Consider the following 21,686-nt stretch of genomic DNA (forward strand, 5'->3'; position numbering starts at 1 on the left):
TCGTGTTACAATAAAGGTATGAATCAGTATCAGAAAAAGATTGTTAACGGAACTATTTACTCGCTCCTATCCGGCTTAATCTGGGGCATCTGTGGAATTTTAGGAGAATATTTCTTTACTCATTATCCAGTGTCTTCGGGCTGGATTACCTCTATGCGTTTGACACTGGCAGGGAGTCTTGTGCTCATTTGGTCTGCAATGCAATTAAAGTCACAAGTGTTAGATATCTGGCGAGACAAGAAAAATTACCTGCCCTTTTTGGCCTATGCTATTTTGGGGATTTTTTCAGTTCAGTATTTTTTCTATCTCTGTGTAGAGCACTCAAATGCAGCGACAGCAACTATTTTACAGTTTATCAGTCCTGTCTTTATCCTCTTTTACAATCGTTTAGTTTATCAAAAACGAGCGTCAAAAAGCGCCATTTTCTATGTTTTGATCGCCATGTTGGGTGTTTGCTTGATGGCGACAAAGGGAGATCTCTCCCAGTTATCTGTGACTCCGCTAGCCCTTATAACGGGTTTACTGAGTGCCATGGGTGTTATGTTTAATGTGATTTTGCCTCGGTCTTTCGCTAAAAGATACGGTTTTGTACCGACGGTTGGGTGGGGGATGATTTTGGCAGGTTTATTTAGTAATGTCCTCACGCCAGTGTATCAGCTTTCCTTTACTCTTGATATTTGGAGTATCTTGATTTGCCTCATTATCGCTTTCTTTGGGACGGCTTTTGCTTTTTTCATTTCCATGAAGGCTGTGTCCATGGTTTCTCCTTTGGTGGTTTCCGTTATCAGTGCCAGTGAACCTTTATCGTCTGCTCTATTGAGTGCTTTATTTTTAGGCTTGGTAGTGGATTGGTCCCTCCTTCTAGCTATGGTCCTGATTATTTTACCCATGATTTTCTTATCGATAGAAGAAGTAAAAGAAAGTAAATAAAAAGTCTTTTCTTAATTCTAAAAGTGTGCTATACTAGAATGGTCAATAAAACACGGGGAGATAGTTGTGAAGAGTGTTTTTAGGTTGTATCGGTAGGGGGCTTGCTTTTACCGACAGCACGTTTTATCTCATATCCCTAAAAATCATACCTAAAAACAAACAAAAAGGCTTCAAATTTGAGGCCTTTTTTGGTAGAATAGGTATCATTATAATGAACCAGGAGGCGCCTATGACTGCTACAAAAATGAACGCTCAAGAAATTATCCAATTTATCGCCAATGCTGAAAAGAAAACCAGGGTTAAAGTAACCTTTGAAGGACAACTTGCAACTGCTGTACCTAGCTCTGTTGTCAAATTAGGGAATGTCTTGTTTGGTGACTGGAAGGACGTGGCTCCGCTTCTCGATGGTTTGGTAGAAAATCAAGACTATGTTGTTGAGCAAGATGCTCGTAATTCTGCCGTTCCTTTGCTAGATAAACGTGCTATCAACGCTCGTATCGAGCCAGGTGCTATTATCCGTGACCAGGTTGAAATTGGTGCCAATGCTGTTATCATGATGGGAGCAGTCATTAACATCGGTGCTGAAATTGGTGCAGGAACCATGATTGACATGGGTGCTATCCTTGGTGGCCGTGCTATTGTGGGGAAAAACAGTCATATTGGTGCAGGTGCCGTTCTTGCAGGTGTGATTGAGCCAGCTAGCGCAGAACCAGTCCGTGTTGGAGACAATGTTCTCATCGGTGCCAATGCTGTGGTTATCGAAGGGGTCCAAATCGGTAGTGGTTCAGTTGTCGCAGCAGGAGCTATTGTTACCCAAGATGTCCCAGAAAATGTGGTGGTAGCAGGTGTTCCAGCTCGTATCATCAAAGAGATTGATTCCCAAACCCAACAAAAAACAGCGCTAGAGGATGCGCTTCGTACCTTGTAATTGTAAAAGTAATAAAGAGGCGGAATCCTTTTTCCAGCCTCTTTCTGCTATATAGGAGGACAGATAGATGTTAGATTTGATTCAGACTAGACGAGATTTGCACCAGATTCCAGAGATTGGCTTGGAGGAGTTCAATACTCAGGCTTATTTACTGGATGTGATTGAGAAATTGACTGCAGGCAAGAATTTTGTCCAAATCCGAGCTTGGCGGACAGGGATTTTGGTTTATTTGCAGGGAAGTCAGCCGAAGCGTACCATTGGTTGGAGAACAGATATTGATGGCCTGCCCATCGTTGAACAAACAGGCTTGCCTTTCGCTTCTCAGCATCAAGGTCGTATGCATGCTTGTGGCCATGATTTCCACATGACTATTGCTTTGGGCTGTCTTGAGAGAGCCCTTGAGGAGCAACCAAAGAACAATCTGCTCTTTCTGTTTCAACCTGCTGAAGAAAATGAAGCTGGTGGCATGCTCATGTATGAGGATGGCGCTTTTGGAGATTGGTTGCCAGACCAGTTTTATGGGCTCCATGTTCGGCCAGATTTGAAGGTTGGGCAGATTGCGACCAATACTCATACACTCTTTGCAGGAACTTGCGAAGTGAAGATTCGATTCAAAGGCAAAGGGGGACACGCAGCTTTTCCACATGAAGCTAATGATGCCTTGGTGGCGGCTAGCTATTTTGTAACTCAAGTCCAGTCAGTTGTCAGCCGTAATGTCAATCCTATAGAGGGGGCTGTCGTCACTTTCGGTGTCTTTCAAGCTGGAACAACCAACAATGTCATCACAGACACAGCCTTTTTGCATGGAACTATTCGGGCATTAACTCAGGATATGAGTCTCTTGGTGCAAAAGAGGGTCAAAACAGTTGCAGAAGGAGTTGCAGCTGCCTTTGATATGGAAGTTGAAGTCGAACTCAAGCAAGGTGGTTACCTGCCTGTTGAGAACAATCCAGCCTTGGCGCGTGAACTGATGGATTTCTTTGAAGAAAAAGAGGGAATTGAGCTGATTAATATCGAACCTGCTATGACAGGTGAGGATTTTGGTTATCTCCTTTCAAAAGTTGATGGCGTTATGTTTTGGCTAGGTATTGATAGTTTCTACGCCCTTCATCACCCTCAAATGAGTCCTAAGGAAGAAGCCTTAGCTATTGGGGTGGATGCGGTCTCTAGTTTCCTGACAAAGAAGGCAGCAGAGTAGGAGGATTGTTTATGAAATCGGAATTACGTAAGCTAGTCTTGCAAGAAATGAAGGCTATATCTCAAGAACAAAAACAGGCTATAGGCCAAGCTTTAACCGAGCGACTTTTACAACACCCCTTTTACCAAGAAGCTAAGGTCATCGCAACCTACCTCTCTTTTCCTCATGAGTTTTACACGCAGGAACTGATTGAGCAGGCGCTGAAGGACGGCAAGAAGGTTCTGATACCTAAAACCTATCCCAAGGGGCGCATGGACTTTGTAGTCTATGATCCGCAGCAGTTGGTAAAAACTTCCTTTGGCTTACTGGAGCCACAGGGAGATTTGGAAGTGGTGGATGCCTCTCAGATTGATTTGATTCATGTTCCTGGTCTGGCTTTTACGACGGAAGGCTATCGGATTGGCTATGGTGGAGGTTATTATGACCGCTATCTAGAACATTTTTCTGGTCATACTTTGAGTACGGTATATCCTTGTCAAATTCAGGGCTTTATCCCTGAAAAGCATGATATTCCTGTTCAGGAGGTTCTGATTGATGAAGGAAATCTTTGATAGACGTTATCCTGTAACGAGTTTTTTCCTCTTAGTAACGGCCTTGGTATTTCTACTAATGCTGGTGACTACAGGTGGAAACTTTGATAGGGCAGATACCCTATTTCGATTTGGAGCCATGTATGGGCCAGCTATTCGCCTCTTTCCTGAGCAGGTTTGGCGTCTCTTTTCTGCCATTTTTGTTCATATTGGGTGGGAACATTTCATTGTTAATATGCTTTCACTCTATTATCTTGGTAGGCAAGTAGAGGAAATTTTCGGATCCAAGAAGTTTTTCTTTCTCTATCTCTTATCTGGAATGATGGGCAACCTCTTTGTTTTTGTATTTAGTCCAAAATCCTTAGCAGCAGGAGCTTCGACTTCTCTCTATGGATTATTTGCTGCGATTATCGTTCTTCGCTATGCAACGCGTAATCCTTATATCCAGCAGCTAGGGCAATCTTATCTGACACTTTTTGTGGTTAACATTATTGGAAGTGTTCTGATTCCAAGAATCAGCCTAGCAGGCCATATCGGTGGTGCAGTTGGTGGCGCATTTCTAGCAATTATCTTTCCAGTTCGAGGAGAAAGACGGATGTATAGCGCTAGTCAGAGACTGGTAGCGTTAGTGTTGTTCGTAGGATTCGAAGTCTTGCTTTTCTACAGGGGAATGGGGTTGTGACGACTAATATTTAAACTTGAATAAGAAAAAAGCTACTTAAAAATGAGTAGCTTTTAATGTGGGTTGGAACCATTCGAAACAACACAGCTCTAAAACATTGTTGGATTTGAGCCTTTCCGTCAAGTGGTTTTGGAACCATTCGAAACAACACAGCTCTAAAACGAAGGCCGTATCACTGCTGAAGTTGGAACTGTTTTGGAACCATTCGAAACAACACAGCTCTAAAACTCGTAATTCCATAGTTCTTCATCTTATTTTGTTTTGGAACCATTCGAAACAACACAGCTCTAAAACGCTATTAGGAACTGGCGCAGTGATTTTAGGGTTTTGGAACCATTCGAAACAACACAGCTCTAAAACGCACTCATGAAGAACAGAAGAATGGCTGATGTTTTGGAACCATTCGAAACAACACAGCTCTAAAACCGATTGATAAGATCTCTATTGCAGATATGAGTTTTGGAACCATTCGAAACAACACAGCTCTAAAACACGTCCACCGATAACAAAATTAAGATACTGGTTTTGGAACCATTCGAAACAACACAGCTCTAAAACATTAAGATTATCAATACACTCTTGTAGTTTGTTTTGGAACCATTCGAAACAACACAGCTCTAAAACCTTCTAACTTCAAGCGTGTGCTTGCGTTAAGTTTTGGAACCATTCGAAACAACACAGCTCTAAAACTTACAGTTAAAATTTTCAACATCAACAAGCGTTTTGGAACCATTCGAAACAACACAGCTCTAAAACAAGTAGATAAGCTTTGAGATAGCAAACGAGTTTTGGAACCATTCGAAACAACACAGCTCTAAAACCTGTTTTTTGAAATTCTGTTTTAGCCAGAGGTTTTGGAACCATTCGAAACAACACAGCTCTAAAACTTTAGGTCAGCAAGATGAAATTATGAAACAGTTTTGGAACCATTCGAAACAACACAGCTCTAAAACTTCATTGCGGACATTGCTAAGATAGCAAAGGTTTTGGAACCATTCGAAACAACACAGCTCTAAAACTAGTTGTAATTCTTGCGTTTTGTGTTGATTGTTTTGGAACCATTCGAAACAACACAGCTCTAAAACATCAGCGTGCAACAAATCGGAAATGACTTAGTTTTGGAACCATTCGAAACAACACAGCTCTAAAACCGCAAAGCTCAGTCGTTCCAATCAGCAGTTGTTTTGGAACCATTCGAAACAACACAGCTCTAAAACTTCTGGCTTAATCACTTCTGGCTTATGTTTGTTTTGGAACCATTCGAAACAACACAGCTCTAAAACCTCGTAGAAAAATTTTTCTCACGAAATTTTGTAATCGCGCCATTCGTCCCAGCTAGACTTCAGATCGTCAGGTCCCAATTCTTACTTTTATTATACCATATTCTCGGGGTTCAAGAAATAGTCTTGATCCAATACATACTGCGGAAAATCATAGATTTTCCGAGGCTCAACAAACAAGACGGACAGTTGATTGAGTTGGACATACTCTATCAAATTTACTAACTCATCCTTTGATAGATAGGCGGATGCATTGATGAAAACAAGGAGTTTCTTTTTAGAGAGATATTTAAAAACCTGGACAATTTCTAGCATCTTTTCAAAAGGTGTATCACTCAGGGTTTCGACTTTGACACCAAGTGCATCGATTAACTCTAGAATGGTAATTTCATCATACTCTAGGTCTAACTCGTTTTCCAAACACTCAAATGACAACAATTCTGTAATCGTAGCAACCAACTTTTCAATCATAGACTTGACTTCGGGCTTGTCATTGAGTTGATTTTCAAGGTCAGCATGTATCAGCTTGAGCATGGCAGGTGAGTTGAGATTGTATCCTAAGACATCCGTTATCACTAGTAATTCTGATTCTTTCAGAGATTTTAGATTTCTATCAAACAACTTCAACTCTCCATCATCAGTGTACTGGTAGAATTGCTTGACGATAGTTGAAAAGGTAAACTGGTCTTCCAACACTAAAAAAGTTGCATTTTCAATAGATAATGGTTCATCCAATAGTGGGAAATTAATCTTCATCTTTAGGCTCCTCTCCTAGAAAGACCAAGCGTGCGTCGGAGTTTGCTACGCTGGTATTTCGTTCACCATTTAAGTAAATCATGCGAGAAAACTGCTTTTCTGTAACGGTTAAGAGAGTAATATTCCCTTTTTTAGGGTTATGAGTCTTGAGTCGCTCAATCATGGCGCTATTAGCAGAGTTGTTGAGTAATAGCTTACTATAAATGGAGAATTGGTGCATGATAAATCCCTCATCTATTAGGAACTTCCGAAATTTCCGATAGGCCTTGCGTTCCTCTACGGTATCAACTGGCATATCAAACATTAAAATCATACGCATATATCGATAACTCATATCCTAAACTCAGGCACTCCTTTCTCAGGTTGATTGAGAGCTTGGATGACTTTCTTAGTATAGTCGCTGATGATATTGGACAGGTACATATCTTTACCATTGTAGTGGAAGGTATCTGAGAAAATAGTAAAAAGTTCTCGTTTGATTTTGACAAAAGAACTGTTTCGATTTTCATAGACAATTCTGTCAATAATCGGACGGAAAGGCTCCATAATATCACTAGCTAGGTTGAATTGATTAAACTGATTGGCATGCTTCAAGCCAAACTGAGTCATGCAGCCAGACAAAACAATCTCACGCGCAAACATACTCAATATCAAGGTATAGCCATAGTCCAAGGCGGCATTGATATCACTATCTTGCTCACGACTAAAATCATTTCCAAACAAGGTGTTAAAATAAATCCGAGCTGCGTGCCCTTCACGGTTACTAGGATCAAACAAATCCAACCCATGATAGAGATCGATGACGGACTGGCCCTTTTCCAGAAAACCACAACACCCCAGATAAAAAGCTTGATTGAGAATTTTTTGTGCAATAATGGTGGTCCAAACTTGTGCTTTAGCCTCCTCGCCCCATGTGATTTGACGAGAGAGTTGTAAACTGGAATCGTGTCGGCCATAGTAAGGCATTAAGTAGGCCGTTGGCAAGCGTTTATCATCACAAAAGATGACCAGAATATTTTCATCTACCAAGCGTTTGATTAGCATAGTAGAGAGAACAATATCTGTCGTCTCCAAAAGCAAGATGTCCACCTCGGACAGGTGAATTAACTCTGTCCGAGAGGCATCTTTAAAAATCAAGTGGTTGTTCTTGTAAGAAAGTTTAGAGTGCGTATTGACAACAACGGTTCTCCATCCCATCAGTCTTCTCCTAGTTTGCTTAAATCAATCCGAGTCTCGTAAAGACCAGTGATGGATTGGTGGATAAGGGTGGCGTTGAGGATTTCAGATATAGTTGTGTAGCGTTTTCGATCAATATCTTTGCCAAAAAATTTAAAGGTAGCAGGAGCACCCAAAGCAGTAAAGGTCAACAAATTGATAAACGAATTTGCTAGCATTTCTATATCTGCCTGCTCATTGTCTGCATATAAGTTCTTGACTTTCTCTAGATTTGCATCTGCGAGGACATATTTCTGAGAGAACTCAGATATAAGATTTAACAAATCCTTAAATTCATTTCGGTGTTTCTGGATATATTCTAAATGTTCTGGTTCGTCTAGTTTATGGACATTTTTAGAATGGTAGAGCAAGGTTGCTAAGTATACTGGAAGGACTATTTCATTGCCTTTTTGAAGTTCTTTTGCACTTGCAAGTAGTCGTCTGCGACCATTTTCCAGTTCAAATAAACTATACTTAGGTAGGCAGAGGATGTTTTCTTTACGGACATTATGATAGCCTTTATTTTCAAGGAAGGTTATTGGATTCTCCTCAAAAGCAGCTTTTTCCATAATCGTGATACCAACTAGAGTTTTGACAGTCTTCAGTTTTTTCGCTTTTCCTTTTTCGATATCGGCAATGAGCAAGATTGAATAGGCGATAACAGGGCTATCAAATCCCCCATATTTAGTAGTTTCCCAAAGAATACCCTTTGTTTTTCGAGGAATTAGCTTATCAGAATTTCCTTTAGGAAGAATGGACTCTTTAGAGAAGCCACCTGTTTGCTCCTCTCTCTTCTTCACAATATTCACCTGTGGATAGGAAAGTACTTTTTTGATGGTTGCGAAATCTTTTTCCTTATTCCAAGCGATTTCTCCAGTGTCTTTGGAGTATTCGATATTTTCTCTTTTTACGATAGTTCCGTCTGCGTAATGCACCTCTTCTTTGAAGAAGTTCAACAAGTTTGAGTAGAAGAAATATTTTTCAGTTGCTTTTTCAATGTCTTTAGGGTTTTTGGATCTTGAGATGTATCTCTTAAGATCGTTCTTTTGATAGTCACCATAGACGAATTCAGGCTCTAGTTTAGGATATTTCTTAAGGATAGCCTTAGCAACCACTGCATTTAAATAGGCATCATGCGCATGGTGATAGTCATTGATCTCCCGAACCTTGTATAATCTAAATTCTTTACGGAAGTTGGAAACCAGGTTGGATTTCAAAGTGATGATTTTGACATTACGGTTCTTCTGATCCTTCTCAGTCACTTCTTTATTGAAACGGGCATCCAAAATCTGTGCAACATGTTTTGTGATTTGACGTGTTTCAACTAACTGGCGTTTGATAAAGCCAACTTTATCAAGCTCATTTAGCCCGCCTCGCTCTCGCTCTGCTTTGGTTAGATTATTAAATTTACGTTCTGAAATCAATTTAGAATCCAATAGTTGTTGCCAAAAAGCTTTTCTTTTTTGAACGACTTCTAGGCTAGGAACATTATCGGATTTCCCACGATTCTCCTTTGAACTAGTTAAGACACGGTTATCAAGAGAATCATCCTTGATAAAGGCCTGTGGGATGATGTGGTCAATGTCATAGCTGCTCAGTTGGTTGATATCAAGAGCTTTTCCAGTGTACATATCCTTCCCATTTTGGAGATAGTAAAGGAAGAGACGGTCGTTTTGGAGCTCAGTGTTATCTGTTGGATGTTCTTTTAGAATATTACTTCCGAGTTTTGAAATAGCATTTGAAAGTCTCTTGAAACGTTGTTGTGACTTACTGTTTCCCTTAGCAGTTGTCTGATTTTCTCGTGCCATCTCAATCACAATGGACTCAGGAGCATGGCCCATAACCTTGACAAGTTCATCAACGATCTTGATACTTTGTAAAATTCCCTTTTTAATAGCAGGACTGCCTGGGAGTTCTTGGACGACTTGCTTCACATCATCTGTCTTGCCAACCACTTGTGCTTTTTGGATAATTTCTTTGAAGGAAAGTCCGTCATCGTTGATTAACTGCATAAAGTTGCGATTGATTTTACCGTCATCAATCAGATAATCAAGAATCGTATTCCCTGTTTGCTTATCACAGATACCGTTAATCAGCTTAGCAGAGAGTTTTCCCCAACCAGTATAATGTCGACGAGTTAGTGCCTTGATTACTTTTTCATCAAAGAGAGAGTCATATTGAGCAAGGCGTTGCTTAATCATCTCACGATCTTCAAAGATAGTTAGCGTGTGGACGATGTTTTCAAGAATCTCTTCATTTTTGGAATCATCCATAAACTCCTTATCCTTGATAATCTTGAGCAAATCATGGTAAGTAGAAAGACTAGCGTTAAATTGTTTTTCAATTCCTTTTAGTTCGATTCCATCGTAGCCATCAACATTGTGTAGATAATGAATGATGTCTTTTTCAGTTACTTTTCTTTTCTCTTTGAATAATTGATTGACAATTTGCTTCTTCTGCCCACTATCAAGAAATTGATAGTCTCTCAATCCTTCTGCAATAAATTTTACTTTTGTTAATTCATTATAGACAGCAAATGTTTCATACAACAGGCTGTGCTTAGGCAAAACTTTTTCCTCTGGGAGATACAAGTCATAGTTAGTCATCTTATTGATGAAGGTTTCTGCAGAGTTTGCCTTATCAACAATTTCTTCAAAGTTCCAAGGTCGGATTGCTTGGTCAGAATTTCGAGTAAGCCAAGCAAAATCACGATTGCCACGAGCCAATGGGCCAACGTAGTAAGGAATACGGAAAGTCAAGATTTTCTCTATCTTTTCTCTGTTTTTCTTCAGGAATGGATAATGTTCTCCTTGCCGACGGAGAATGGCATTCATTTCTTGAAGATGAATTTGATGAGGAATAGAACCATTATCGAAGGTGCGTTGTTTTCTCAAGAAATATTCACGTTCGATTTTTTCAAGGAAATAATCTACTCCTTCGAATTTAGAGAGAAGATTTTTGATATATTTGTAAAATGCTTCTTGTGTGGTCTTACCATCAATATATCCAGCATACCCATCTTTAGATTGGTCAGAGAAAACTTCGTCATATTTTTCTGGAAGATTGGTTTTGATAAATTGTTTTAAAGATGCCAAGTCTTTTTGGTGATTTTCATAGCGCTCAATCATAGATGCTGACAGTGGAGCCTTGGTTGAAGGATCTGTAACGGTTAAGATTCCTGATAGAAGGATGGCGTCATAGAGTTTTTTAGCAACTAGAAAAAGATCAGCAAAGTCATCTCCAATTTGTCCGAGTAAGTTTTCTAAATCCTCATCATAGCTATCCTTGGAGAATTGTAGTGGGGCTTTTTCTTCTAAGTCAAAATGTTTTTTGAAATCAGCTTGATTTCCTACAATCAACTTGAGAAATTCTGAAAAGAGACCAGTGGACTTTTCGTCAGGAAAGAGTTTTAGAACGCGCTCTCTCTTTGCAGTTTTACTAATTTTATCGGTAAAAATTGCTTCTACTTGTGCGTTTTGCCCACTAAGTGAACTTCCTTCAAGGGTATTATCGTAAATACTTATAAATTCATTAAAGATTTTTTGGATATCATTGTTTTTAATATCAAAAGATTCTTCATACAAAAAATGTCCACGGTATTTAATCATATGAGCTAATGCTAGGTAAATCAAGCGCAAGTCAGCCTTTTCTTTCGAATCCGCTAGTTGCTTTCTCAAATGATAGATAGTTGGAAATTGCTTATGGTATTCTTTTTCTTCTGCCAAGGTAGCAAAAATAGGGTATTTACTCCCTCTTTTATCCTCAGGAATTAAAAAGGAGTCATCCAATCGATGAAAGAAACCACTATCCAACTTGCTCATTTCCTCAGAAAAGATTTCTTGAAGATAGCGAAGACGATTTTTTCGACGAGTATAGCGACGACGTGCAGTTCGTTTAAGGCGTCTAGCCTCAGCAGTAGTTCCCTCATCAAACAATAGAGCTCCGATGAGATTTTTCTTGATAAATCGTTTATCAGTATTGCCCAAAACTTTTATTTTTTTCGATGGCACCTTATAGTCATCCGTAATGACGGCCCATCCGACACTGTTTGTTCCGATATCAAGTCCGATAGAGTATGCTTTATTGCTCATTTAGGTTTCTCCTTTGGGTTATACTCTTTAAGTTCTTATTAGTAGACGCTAATATATTAACTTTAGCTAAATTATATATCTTTTGACTATTAAAATCAAGAATTTGTAAAACGTTTTCAACATGTAAGTTTTTAATCTTATAAAATGAAGTGTTATTCTATTTTATAACAATTTATTCTTGCAATTTTTAATAGAAAAGTATACAATACAAGTGTTGGAACTATTCGAAACAACACAGCAAAGTTAAAATAAGGCTTTGTCCGTACACAACTTGGAAAAGTGCGCACCGATTCGGTGCTTTTTTGTTTTACTATACTAATTTATTCTACTCTTATTTTCATGAAAAAACAAATACAAGTATAGCGTTTTCATTAGTTTTTATGAAATAGGTAGATTCAAGTAGAGAATTTACTTAATTTATGTGTGGCTAATCTTGATATATAAAAGAAGAACTAGGAAAATTAAACATCCTAGTTCTTCTTTATATAAATGATTATGTTATTCTTTCTCAGCCAATTTTTTTCCCAGTTGGATGAGGTAATCTTTCAAGTCATCTTTGACTTGTGGGTGCTTGAGGGCGTAGTCAATAGATGTTTTCATAAAGCCAAACTTATCCCCAACGTCGTAACGAGCTCCTGTAAATTCGCGAGCGAAAACACGTTGTGTTTTATTGAGCGTATCAATCGCGTCGGTAAGCTGGATCTCATTTCCAGCGCCAGGAGCTTGCTTTTCGAGAATATCAAAAATTTCTGGTGTGAGAAGATAGCGTCCGATGATTGCCAAATCGCTTGGCGCATCTTCTGGAGCTGGTTTTTCAACGAAAGTTTCAACGCTATAGAGACCATTGATTCCTTCTCCTTGAGGCGCTATCACTCCATATGCTGAAACTTCTTCATGAGGGACAGGCATAACAGCGATTGTTGATGCATGAGTCGTCTCGTAATCGTTCATCAATTGTTTTGTCAAAGGAACAGCACGTTCATCTGTGATATCCATTAGGTCGTCACCAAGCATGACAACGAAGGGTTCATTTCCTACAAAAGCTTTTGCTTGTAAGACAGCATCTCCAAGGCCACGAGGATGGCTTTGACGGATAAAGTGAAGGCGCATACCAGTTGCTTCATCTACCAATTTTAACAAATCCGTTTTGCCTTTTTCTTTGAGATTGTACTCAAGCTCAAAGTTTGAGTCAAAGTGGTCTTCAATAGAACGTTTTGATTTACCAGTGACAACCAGAATATCTTCAATACCTGATTTGAGAGCTTCTTCTACGATAAATTGGATAGTTGGTTTGTCTACAATTGGCAACATTTCTTTGGCAAGAGCCTTGGTTGCTGGTAGAAATCGAGTTCCCAGTCCAGCAGCAGGGATGACTGCCTTTCTAACTTTTGATGTCATAAGAATCCTTTCTCTAGAGGGTTAAGACCACTCATTTTCTGCTTTAAATTCATTGTTCATGATGTCATAAATGGCATCTTTGATGTTGGTTCCGTGATAAATAACTTGGTAAATGGCCTGTGTAATGGGCATATAGACTCCAAGTTCTTGGGCTAATTCATAGGCTGCTCGAGTCGTTGAAATTCCTTCGATTACCATACCCATATTGGCTTCGATATCGGCTAGAGATTCTCCACGTCCGAGAGCATCTCCGGCTCTCCAGTTACGAGAGTGGATAGAAGTTCCCGTTACGATCAAGTCTCCTACACCAGACAAGCCACTATAGGTCAATGGATTGGCTCCGAGTGCTACCCCTAGACGAGTAATTTCTGCCAAACCTCGAGTGATAATGGCTGCCTTGGCATTGTCACCAAACCCCAAACCATGTAAGGCTCCAGCACCGACAGCAATAATGTTTTTAAGAGCACCAGCGGTTTCGACCCCGATAACATCCGTATTGGTATAAAGTCGGAAGTAGTGATTACTAAAGAGCTCCTGAACGTATTGAGCTGTTTGTAAATTCTTAGAAGCAGCAGTGATTAAAGTCAGGTCACGAACAATGGTTTCTTCTGCATGACTAGGTCCTGAAACAACGACAATATCACTGCGGAGATGTTCAGGAATTTCTTCTTCAAGGATGGTTGATAATCGTTTATGGCTATCAGGCTCTAATCCCTTTGATGCGTGCATGATGATCGCCTTATGGTCTAAGGTTTTTGCAACTTGTTGAGCAACAAGTCGTGTCACTTTTGTTGGGACAACAAACAAAATCGCATCTACATCTTTTAATGCCTCTGCTAAGTCGGTGTAGGCAATGATATTTTCGTCTAGAACGACATCTTTAAAGTAGTGTTTGTTAGTATGATAGGTATTAATTTCATTGATTTGCTCGGGAAGATTTCCCCAAATACGTACCTCGTGTCCATTGTCATTTAAGACTTGTGAAAGGGCAGTTCCCCAAGAACCAGGCCCCAAGACGGCGACGGTTTGTTTTTCCATGTTTTCCTCCTTGATAGAGTTCTCTTTTTATTTTATCACATTCTAGGGGATTTTGCACTTGCATTGCTGGGGAGTGGTTGCTTTGTTGCTTGAAAAATATACAAAAACCGAGCCTAAGTATTAAACTCTTAGTCTCGGTTTTTATATTTCTTAAAGAATAGCTCGGTTTATTTCAATTGATCTGTAATGTCTTTTGATAGCAACATTCCCAAATGATAAGTTTTATTGATGTAAGCAATGACATCATTGATATTTTCAGTCGTGTGAATTTTCTCTTTGATGTCAGCCCTAAATGTTTCATCCTTCAACAGTTGTTCTTGGTAGAGCCTTTGAAGTCGTTCTTTTTCGTACTTATTGAGCAGAAAAAGGAATACCAAGCTAATCACAACGAGGACATAAGCATATTGGCTCATAGGAAATCTCCCTGAATGATAAAGAAATAGTAGTGAATAAATTGAATTAGTGAAGCGCTTAGTCAAGTATCTCTTATTACGACGTAAAGAAACATAAATCGATTTTATTTAGAGACCATGACTAGTGAAGCAGTTAGCTAGTCCGCATAAAAGCGACATTAGGAACTTTAGTTCCAATAACTTTAAGATTACGACGTTTTAGGACATAAATCGATCATATTTATGTCCTAAAACTAGTGAAGCGCCTAGCCAAAGTCCGAATAGGATTTGGCGTTAGTTATTTAGACTACTTTACAATAAAGTGATTAAAAGATTACGACATGAGCCTAACCAAATCGATATTATTTGGTTAGGTGAATTAGTGAATCGTTTAGGCAATTCGCCTCATTTACGACGTCGTGGCCCTCTAAATCGATTATATTTAGGGGCCATGACTAGTGAAGCAGTTAGCTAGTTCGCATAAAAGCGACTAGCGTCTAACAATTGGGAACTTTAGTTCCAATTGTTAGTACTGAATCACATCTTCTCTGGTGCTTCTACTCCGAGCAAGCGAAGGGCTTCTTTAAGAACGACTGCGGTTGCGTAGCTAAGGGCTAGACGGCTGTCACGTTCTGGGCTTTCATCCAAGATGCGCGTATGTGCATAGTATTTGTTAAAGGCTTGAGCCAGGCTAATTGCAAATTTAGCAATAATAGAAGGTTCAAAGTTATCCGCCGCACGGTTGATAATACGTGGGAAGTCTTGGATGAGTTTGATGATTTCCCAGCTTTCAGCATCATTCAAGCTATAGTTGCCAGTTGTTTCTGGTCTGAAATCCGCTTTGCGCAAGATAGATTGGATACGAGCGTAAGCATATTGAACGTAAGGTCCAGTTTCACCCTCGAAGGATACCATGGCTTCTAGGTCGAAGTCGTATCCATTTGTACGGTCGGTTTTGAGGTCATAGAATTTAATGGCTCCAACCCCAACAGCATGCGCTACCTGGTCTTTGTTTTCAAGTTCAGGATTTTTAGCCTCGATTTGGGCCTTGGCACGGCTGATGGCCTCTGCAACTGTAGGCTCTAGCAAGATGACATTCCCTTTACGCGTAGAGAGTTTTTTTCCTTCTTTTGTTACCAAACCAAAAGAAACGTGGGTAATGTCGTCACTCCAGTCGTAGCCCATTTCTTTCAAGACAGCTTTGAGCTGTTTAAAGTGGGCAGATTGCTCTTGACCAACGACGTAGATAGATTTAGCAAATTGGTATTCATTTTTACGGTAAAGGGCAGCGGCCAAGTCACGTGTGATATAGAGAGTCGCACCGTCCGATTTCTTGATAAGAGCTGGATGTTCAATTCCGTATTTCTCAAGATTTACAACCTGGGCACCTTCTGATTCAACAAGAAGGCCTTTTTCAGAAAGAATGTCTACAACTGCATCCATCTTATCGTTGTAGAAGGCTTCTCCATTGTAGCTGTCAAATTCGACTTGCAATTCATTGTAAAGACGGTTAAATTCCACCAAACTTTCATCACGGAACCATTGCCAAAGTGCGAGAGCTTCCTCGTCTCCATTTTCAAGTTTACGGAACCATTCGCGTGCTTCTTCATCCAAACTTGGATCATTTTCAGCTTCAGCGTTGATGCGGACATAGAGTTTAAGGAGTTCATCAATTGGATGAGCTTTTACAGCTTCTTCGTCGCCCCATTTTTTGTAGGCAACAATCAGCATTCCAAACTGTTTACCCCAGTCCCCCAAATGGTTGACCTTGACCGTTTGATAACCGATTTTTTGGAAAATATGTGATAAGCTATCTCCGATAACAGTTGAGCGCAGGTGACCAATAGAAAATGGTTTAGCGATATTTGGACTAGACATATCGATCACAACATTTTCTTGTTTACCAATAGTTTGGTCAGCATAGTGTTCTTTTTGAGTTATAACAGCTTGCAATACTTGAGCAGAAATGGCAGATTTATCAAGGAAAAAGTTAACGTAAGGTCCTGTTGCGACAACCTTTTCAAAGGCTTGGCTGTTAATTTTTGCAGCCAGTTCAGCAGCAATCATTTGAGGTGCCTTACGTTCGACTTTTGCAAGAGAAAAAGCAGGGAAAGCAATGTCTCCCATTTCTGAGTTTTTAGGGGTTTCCAGTAAATTTAAAATAGCCTCTTGGTCCAGACTATCAATGATGCTAGCCAATTCGCTAGCAATCAATTCTTTTGTATTCATTAAGAGCTCCTTTTTGGACTTTTCTACTATTTTATCACAATTTTAAAGAAAGAAGAAAAAATTTTTGAAATCTCCTGTTTTTTTGGTATAATATGGTTATAAATTTAGTTATAAATATGCATATAAGAGGATTTTATGAGAAAAAGAGAGCGTCATCAGTTAATAAAAAAAATGATTACTGAGGAGAAATTAAGTACACAAAAAGAAATTCAAGATCGGTTGGAGGCGCACAATGTCTTTGTGACGCAGACAACCTTGTCTCGTGATTTGCGCGAAATCGGCTTGACCAAGGTCAAGAAAAATGATATGGTGTATTATGTACTAGCAAATGAGACAGAAAAGATTGATTTGGTGGAATTTTTGTCTCATCATTTAGAAGGTGTTGCAAGAGCAGAGTTTACCTTGGTACTTCATACCAAATTGGGAGAAGCCTCTGTTTTGGCAAATATTGTAGATGCAAACAAGGATGAATGGATTTTAGGAACAGTTGCTGGTGCCAATACCTTATTGGTCATTTGTCGAGACCAGCACGTTGCCAAACTCATGGAAGATCGTTTGCTAGATTTGATGAAAGATAAGTAAGGTCTTGGGAGTTGCTCTCAAGACTTATTTTTGACAAGGAGAGACGGAAAATGGCGACAGAAAAGCTATCACCCGGCATGCAACAGTATGTGGATATTAAAAAGCAATATCCAGATGCTTTTTTGCTCTTTCGGATGGGTGATTTTTATGAATTATTTTATGAGGATGCGGTCAATGCTGCGCAGATTCTGGAAATTTCCTTAACGAGTCGCAACAAGAATGCGGACAATCCGATTCCTATGGCGGGTGTCCCCTATCATTCTGCCCAGCAGTATATTGATGTCTTGATTGAGCAGGGTTATAAGGTGGCTATTGCAGAGCAGATGGAAGATCCTAAACAAGCTGTTGGAGTTGTGAAACGAGAGGTTGTTCAGGTCATTACGCCAGGGACAGTGGTTGATAGCAGTAAGCCAGACAGTCAGAATAACTTCTTGGTTGCCATAGACCGTGATGGCAATCAATTTGGCCTCGCTTATATGGATCTAGTGACGGGTGATTTTTATGTGACAGGGCTATTGGACTTCACGTTGGTTTGTGGGGAAATCCGTAACCTCAAGGCGCGAGAAGTGGTGGTGGGCTATGACTTGTCTGAGGAAGAGGAACAAATCCTTAGTCGTCAGATGAATCTGGTACTTTCCTATGAAAAAGAGGGCTTTGAAGGCCTTCATTTACTGGATTCACGATTGGCACCTGTGGAGCAAGCGGCATCTAGTAAATTGCTCCAGTATGTCCATCGAACCCAGATGAGGGAATTGAACCACCTCAAACCTGTTATCCGTTATGAAATCAAGGATTTTTTGCAGATGGATTATGCGACCAAGGCTAGTCTGGATTTGATTGAGAATGCCCGTTCAGGCAAGAAGCAAGGCAGTCTTTTCTGGCTTTTGGATGAAACCAAAACTGCAATGGGTATGCGTCTGTTACGTTCTTGGATTCATCGTCCTTTGATTGATAAGGAACGAATCGTCCAACGCCAAGAAGTGGTGCAGGTCTTCCTCGACCATTTCTTTGAGCGTAGTGATTTGACAGACAGTCTTAAGGGTGTTTATGACATTGAGCGCTTAGCTAGTCGGGTTTCTTTTGGCAAAACAAATCCCAAGGATCTCTTGCAGCTAGCGACCACCTTGTCTAGTGTCCCACGGATTCGTGCGATTTTAGAAGGGATGAGGCAACCTGCTCTAGCCTATCTGATCGCACAACTAGATGGAATCCCTGAGTTGGAGAGTTTGATTAGCGCAGCGATTGCCCCCGAAGCTCCTCATGTGATTACAGATGGGGGTATTATCCGGCCTGGATTTGATGAGACTTTAGACAAGTACCGTCGTGTTCTTAGAGAAGGGACTAGCTGGATTGCTGAGATTGAGGCCAAGGAGCGAGAAAACTCTGGTATCAGTACCCTCAAGATTGACTACAATAAAAAGGATGGCTACTATTTCCATGTGACCAATTCGCAACTGGGAAATGTGCCTGCTCACTTTTTCCGCAAGGCGACGCTGAAAAACTCGGAACGCTTTGGGACTGAAGAATTAGCCCGTATAGAGGGCGATATGCTGGAGGCGCGTGAGAAGTCAGCCAACTTAGAATACGAAATTTTTATGCGTATTCGTGAAGAGGTTAGCAAGTACATCCAGCGTTTGCAGGCTCTAGCCCAAGGAATTGCGACAGTTGATGTTTTACAAAGCTTGGCAGTTGTAGCTGAAACCCAGCATTTGATTCGACCTGAATTCGGAGATGATTCGCGGATTGATATCCAGAAAGGGCGCCATGCGGTCGTTGAAAAGGTCATGGGGGCTCAGACCTATATTCCCAATACGATTCAGATGGCAGAAGATACCAGTATTCAACTGATTACAGGTCCCAACATGAGTGGGAAGTCTACTTATATGCGTCAGTTAGCTATGACGGCGGTTATGGCCCAGATGGGGTCCTATGTGCCAGCAGAAAGCGCCCATTTACCGGTTTTTGATGCGATTTTTACCCGTATCGGAGCAGCAGATGACTTGGTTTCGGGTCAGTCAACCTTCATGGTGGAGATGATGGAGGCCAACAATGCCATTTCGCATGCGACCAAGAACTCTCTCATTCTCTTTGATGAATTGGGACGGGGAACTGCAACTTATGATGGGATGGCTCTTGCCCAGTCCATCATCGAATACATCCATGAACATATCGGAGCCAAGACCCTCTTTGCGACCCACTACCATGAGTTGACTAGTCTGGAGTCTAGCTTGGGACACTTGGTCAATGTCCACGTAGCAACTTTGGAGCAGGATGGGCAGGTTACCTTCCTTCACAAGATTGAGCCAGGGCCAGCTGATAAATCCTACGGTATCCATGTTGCCAAGATTGCTGGTTTGCCAGCAGATCTCCTAGCAAGAGCGGAAAAGATTTTGACTCAGTTAGAGAATCAAGGTACAGAAAGTCCTGCTCCCATGAGACAAACAAATGCTGTCACAGAACAGATTTCACTCTTTGACGCGCCTGCAGACCATCCGATCCTAGCAGAATTAACTAAACTGGACGTTTACAACATGACACCTATGCAGGCTATGAATGTCTTAGTTGAGTTAAAACAGAAACTATAAAGAGAAAATTACTAGTCATTCTAACTATATCAAGGAGACTTCTTTGACAAGTTCCCACTTTTTTGCTAGAATAACATCACACAAACAGAATGAAAAGGAGCTGACGAATTGTCGCTCCCTTTTGTCTATTTTTTAAGGAGAAAGTATGCTGATTCAGAAAATCAAAACCTACAAGTGGCAGGCCTTGGCCTCGCTCCTGATGACAGGCTTGATGGTTGCTAGTTCACTTCTGCAACCGCGTTACCTGCAGGAAGTGTTAGATGCCCTACTTGCTGGGAACTATGAAGCCATTTATAGTATCGGGGCTTGGTTGATTGGTGTGGCCTTGGTTGGTCTGGTTGCTGGTGGGCTCAATGTTGTCCTCGCAGCCTATATTGCCCAAGGAGTTTCATCCGACCTTCGGGAGGATGCCTTCCGTAAAATCCAAACCTTTTCTTATGCCAATATTGAACAATTTAATGCGGGAAATTTAGTCGTTCGCATGACAAATGATATAAACCAGATTCAGAACGTCGTCATGATGACCTTCCAAATTCTTTTCAGACTTCCCCTCTTGTTCATCGGTTCGTTTATCTTGGCGGTTCAAACCTTACCTTCTCTATGGTGGGTGATTGTTCTCATGGTAGTCTTGATTTTTAGTTTGACTGCTGTCATGATGGGAATGATGGGACCTCGTTTTGCCAAGTTTCAAACTCTTCTTGAACGCATCAATGCTATCGCTAAGGAAAACCTGCGCGGTGTTCGTGTGGTCAAGTCCTTTGTCCAAGAAAAAGAGCAATTTGCTAAGTTTACGGAGGTTTCAGACGAGCTTCTTGGTCAAAACCTTTACATCGGTTATGCCTTTTCAGTAGTGGAACCCTTTATGATGTTGGTCGGTTACGGAGCTGTCTTCCTCTCTGTTTGGCTAGTTGCAGGGATGGTTCAGTCGGATCCGTCAGTTGTTGGCTCCATTGCTTCCTTTGTCAATTACCTGAGCCAGATTATCTTTACCATTGTTATGGTTGGATTTTTAGGAAATTCTGTCAGTCGTGCCATGATTTCTCTGCGTCGTATTCGAGAAATTCTAGACGCAGAGCCAGCCCTGACCTTCAAGGATGTGCCAGATGAAGAGTTGGTCGGAAGTCTTAGCTTTGAAAATGTAACCTTTACCTATCCAATGGATAAGGAACCGATGCTGAAAGATATGAGCTTTACTATTGAACCTGGTCAAATGGTTGGTGTAGTTGGAGCAACTGGTGCAGGAAAATCAACCTTKGCTCAACTGATTCCACGTCTCTTTGACCCACAGGAGGGTGCTATCAAAATCGGAGGCAAGGACATTCGAGAAGTGAGTGAAGGAACCCTGCGTCAAACAGTTTCTATCGTTCTCCAACGTGCCATTCTCTTTAGTGGAACGATTGCAGATAACTTGAGACAGGGAAAAGGAGATGCCACTCTATTTGAAATGGAGCGTGCAGCCAATATTGCTCAAGCCAGTGAATTCATTCATCGTATGGAGAAAACCTTTGAAAGTCCAGTTGAGGAACGGGGAACCAATTTCTCAGGTGGGCAAAAGCAAAGGATGTCGATTGCGCGTGGAATTGTCAGCAATCCGCGTATTCTGATTTTTGACGATTCGACCTCGGCCTTGGATGCCAAGTCAGAGCGCCTAGTACAAGAAGCCTTAAATAAGGAATTAAAGAGAACAACAACCATTATCATCGCGCAAAAGATTAGCTCGGTTGTTCATGCAGACAAGATCTTGGTTCTGGATCAAGGACGATTGATTGGTCAAGGCACGCATGCAGACTTGGTTGCCAACAATGCTGTTTACCGTGAAATCTATGAAACACAGAAAGGAAAGGAGGAGTAA

At 40.7% G+C, this 21,686-nt stretch carries 16 protein-coding genes and 1 CRISPR repeat array; of the genes, 8 read left to right on the forward strand and 8 right to left on the reverse strand.

What is annotated here, in order from left to right; translation table 11 throughout:
- Nucleotides 1-18: 18 nt before the first annotated feature.
- The 5 genes from D2908_RS08180 to D2908_RS08200 all read left to right on the forward strand — a co-directional run bounded on the left by D2908_RS08180 (nt 19) and on the right by D2908_RS08200 (nt 4,268).
- Nucleotides 19-930, forward strand: coding sequence for a DMT family transporter (locus D2908_RS08180; protein WP_117306293.1), 912 nt, complete (start codon nt 19-21; stop codon nt 928-930).
- A 229-nt stretch (nt 931-1,159) separates the two neighbouring features.
- Nucleotides 1,160-1,858: a 2,3,4,5-tetrahydropyridine-2,6-dicarboxylate N-acetyltransferase gene (dapD, locus tag D2908_RS08185; protein ID WP_117306245.1), complete on the forward strand. Its 699-nt coding sequence runs from the start codon at nt 1,160-1,162 to the stop codon at nt 1,856-1,858.
- Nucleotides 1,859-1,925: 67 nt separating this feature from the next.
- On the forward strand, nt 1,926-3,056 hold the full coding sequence (locus D2908_RS08190) for an N-acetyldiaminopimelate deacetylase (RefSeq protein WP_117306247.1): 1,131 nt from the start codon (nt 1,926-1,928) through the stop codon (nt 3,054-3,056).
- A gap of 11 nt (nt 3,057-3,067) precedes the next feature.
- Nucleotides 3,068-3,607, forward strand: a complete 540-nt coding sequence (locus D2908_RS08195) for a 5-formyltetrahydrofolate cyclo-ligase (RefSeq protein ID WP_117306249.1) — start codon at nt 3,068-3,070, stop codon at nt 3,605-3,607.
- Nucleotides 3,591-4,268, forward strand: coding sequence for a rhomboid family intramembrane serine protease (locus tag D2908_RS08200; protein ID WP_117306251.1), 678 nt, complete (start codon nt 3,591-3,593; stop codon nt 4,266-4,268). The genes D2908_RS08195 and D2908_RS08200 overlap by 17 nt, the downstream gene beginning before the upstream one ends.
- 60 nt (nt 4,269-4,328) lie before the next feature.
- A CRISPR array of direct repeats spans nt 4,329-5,551; the repeat unit is 36 nt; unit sequence GTTTTGGAACCATTCGAAACAACACAGCTCTAAAAC.
- A gap of 90 nt (nt 5,552-5,641) precedes the next feature.
- Here D2908_RS08200 and csn2 read toward each other — a convergent pair.
- From csn2 to argS, 8 genes are all read right to left on the reverse strand, one after another.
- Nucleotides 5,642-6,304, reverse strand: coding sequence for a type II-A CRISPR-associated protein Csn2 (gene csn2, locus D2908_RS08205; RefSeq protein WP_117306253.1), 663 nt, complete (start codon nt 6,302-6,304; stop codon nt 5,642-5,644).
- A complete protein-coding gene (gene cas2, locus D2908_RS08210; RefSeq protein ID WP_117306255.1) occupies nt 6,294-6,638 on the reverse strand; it encodes a CRISPR-associated endonuclease Cas2 in 345 nt (114 codons plus the stop codon). The genes csn2 and cas2 overlap by 11 nt, the downstream gene beginning before the upstream one ends.
- Entirely contained in the window at nt 6,635-7,501 is an 867-nt protein-coding gene (gene cas1, locus D2908_RS08215) for a type II CRISPR-associated endonuclease Cas1 (protein WP_117306257.1), read from the reverse strand. The genes cas2 and cas1 overlap by 4 nt, the downstream gene beginning before the upstream one ends.
- On the reverse strand, nt 7,501-11,610 hold the full coding sequence (gene cas9, locus D2908_RS08220) for a type II CRISPR RNA-guided endonuclease Cas9 (RefSeq protein WP_117306259.1): 4,110 nt from the start codon (nt 11,608-11,610) through the stop codon (nt 7,501-7,503). Before cas9 ends, cas1 begins: the two co-directional genes overlap by 1 nt.
- A 498-nt stretch (nt 11,611-12,108) precedes the next feature.
- Nucleotides 12,109-13,008 carry a UTP--glucose-1-phosphate uridylyltransferase GalU gene (gene galU / locus D2908_RS08225; RefSeq protein ID WP_117306261.1) on the reverse strand — a complete coding sequence of 300 codons (900 nt, stop codon included), beginning with the start codon at nt 13,006-13,008 and terminating at the stop codon, nt 12,109-12,111.
- A 21-nt stretch (nt 13,009-13,029) separates the two neighbouring features.
- The gene (locus tag D2908_RS08230; RefSeq protein ID WP_117306263.1) at nt 13,030-14,046 is read right to left on the reverse strand and encodes an NAD(P)H-dependent glycerol-3-phosphate dehydrogenase; all 1,017 of its coding nucleotides are present in this window, start codon (nt 14,044-14,046) and stop codon (nt 13,030-13,032) included.
- Between the two features lie 167 nt (nt 14,047-14,213).
- On the reverse strand, nt 14,214-14,459 hold the full coding sequence (locus D2908_RS08235) for a hypothetical protein (RefSeq protein WP_023943963.1): 246 nt from the start codon (nt 14,457-14,459) through the stop codon (nt 14,214-14,216).
- 516 nt (nt 14,460-14,975) lie between these two features.
- Nucleotides 14,976-16,667 carry an arginine--tRNA ligase gene (gene argS, locus D2908_RS08240; RefSeq protein WP_117306265.1) on the reverse strand — a complete coding sequence of 564 codons (1,692 nt, stop codon included), beginning with the start codon at nt 16,665-16,667 and terminating at the stop codon, nt 14,976-14,978.
- Between the two features lie 135 nt (nt 16,668-16,802).
- Between argS and argR the strand changes: the two genes are divergently transcribed.
- The 3 genes from argR (at nt 16,803) to patA (ending at nt 21,686) form a co-directional block, all read left to right on the forward strand.
- The gene (gene argR, locus D2908_RS08245; protein ID WP_049494729.1) at nt 16,803-17,249 is read left to right on the forward strand and encodes an arginine repressor; all 447 of its coding nucleotides are present in this window, start codon (nt 16,803-16,805) and stop codon (nt 17,247-17,249) included.
- 50 nt (nt 17,250-17,299) lie between these two features.
- Entirely contained in the window at nt 17,300-19,834 is a 2,535-nt protein-coding gene (gene mutS / locus D2908_RS08250; RefSeq protein ID WP_117306267.1) for a DNA mismatch repair protein MutS, read from the forward strand.
- A 145-nt stretch (nt 19,835-19,979) separates the two neighbouring features.
- Nucleotides 19,980-21,686: a multidrug efflux ABC transporter subunit PatA gene (gene patA / locus D2908_RS08255; RefSeq protein WP_117306269.1), complete on the forward strand. Its 1,707-nt coding sequence runs from the start codon at nt 19,980-19,982 to the stop codon at nt 21,684-21,686.

The sequence above is a fragment of the Streptococcus sp. LQJ-218 genome, assembly GCF_003428885.1.
Classification (GTDB): domain Bacteria; phylum Bacillota; class Bacilli; order Lactobacillales; family Streptococcaceae; genus Streptococcus.

What these genes read in the sequence shown, in the direction of transcription:
- cas9 (WP_117306259.1), bottom strand. Translation starts at nt 11,610, where the DNA reads ATGAGCAATAAAGCATACTCTATCGGACTTGATATCGGAACAAACAGT.
- cas1 (WP_117306257.1), bottom strand. Translation starts at nt 7,501, where the DNA reads ATGGGATGGAGAACCGTTGTTGTCAATACGCACTCTAAACTTTCTTAC.
- argR (WP_049494729.1), top strand. Translation starts at nt 16,803, where the DNA reads ATGAGAAAAAGAGAGCGTCATCAGTTAATAAAAAAAATGATTACTGAG.
- D2908_RS08230 (WP_117306263.1), bottom strand. Translation starts at nt 14,046, where the DNA reads ATGGAAAAACAAACCGTCGCCGTCTTGGGGCCTGGTTCTTGGGGAACT.
- D2908_RS08190 (WP_117306247.1), top strand. Translation starts at nt 1,926, where the DNA reads ATGTTAGATTTGATTCAGACTAGACGAGATTTGCACCAGATTCCAGAG.
- D2908_RS08235 (WP_023943963.1), bottom strand. Translation starts at nt 14,459, where the DNA reads ATGAGCCAATATGCTTATGTCCTCGTTGTGATTAGCTTGGTATTCCTT.
- galU (WP_117306261.1), bottom strand. Translation starts at nt 13,008, where the DNA reads ATGACATCAAAAGTTAGAAAGGCAGTCATCCCTGCTGCTGGACTGGGA.
- D2908_RS08180 (WP_117306293.1), top strand. Translation starts at nt 19, where the DNA reads ATGAATCAGTATCAGAAAAAGATTGTTAACGGAACTATTTACTCGCTC.
- argS (WP_117306265.1), bottom strand. Translation starts at nt 16,667, where the DNA reads ATGAATACAAAAGAATTGATTGCTAGCGAATTGGCTAGCATCATTGAT.
- cas2 (WP_117306255.1), bottom strand. Translation starts at nt 6,638, where the DNA reads ATGAGTTATCGATATATGCGTATGATTTTAATGTTTGATATGCCAGTT.
- csn2 (WP_117306253.1), bottom strand. Translation starts at nt 6,304, where the DNA reads ATGAAGATTAATTTCCCACTATTGGATGAACCATTATCTATTGAAAAT.
- dapD (WP_117306245.1), top strand. Translation starts at nt 1,160, where the DNA reads ATGACTGCTACAAAAATGAACGCTCAAGAAATTATCCAATTTATCGCC.
- mutS (WP_117306267.1), top strand. Translation starts at nt 17,300, where the DNA reads ATGGCGACAGAAAAGCTATCACCCGGCATGCAACAGTATGTGGATATT.
- D2908_RS08195 (WP_117306249.1), top strand. Translation starts at nt 3,068, where the DNA reads ATGAAATCGGAATTACGTAAGCTAGTCTTGCAAGAAATGAAGGCTATA.
- D2908_RS08200 (WP_117306251.1), top strand. Translation starts at nt 3,591, where the DNA reads ATGAAGGAAATCTTTGATAGACGTTATCCTGTAACGAGTTTTTTCCTC.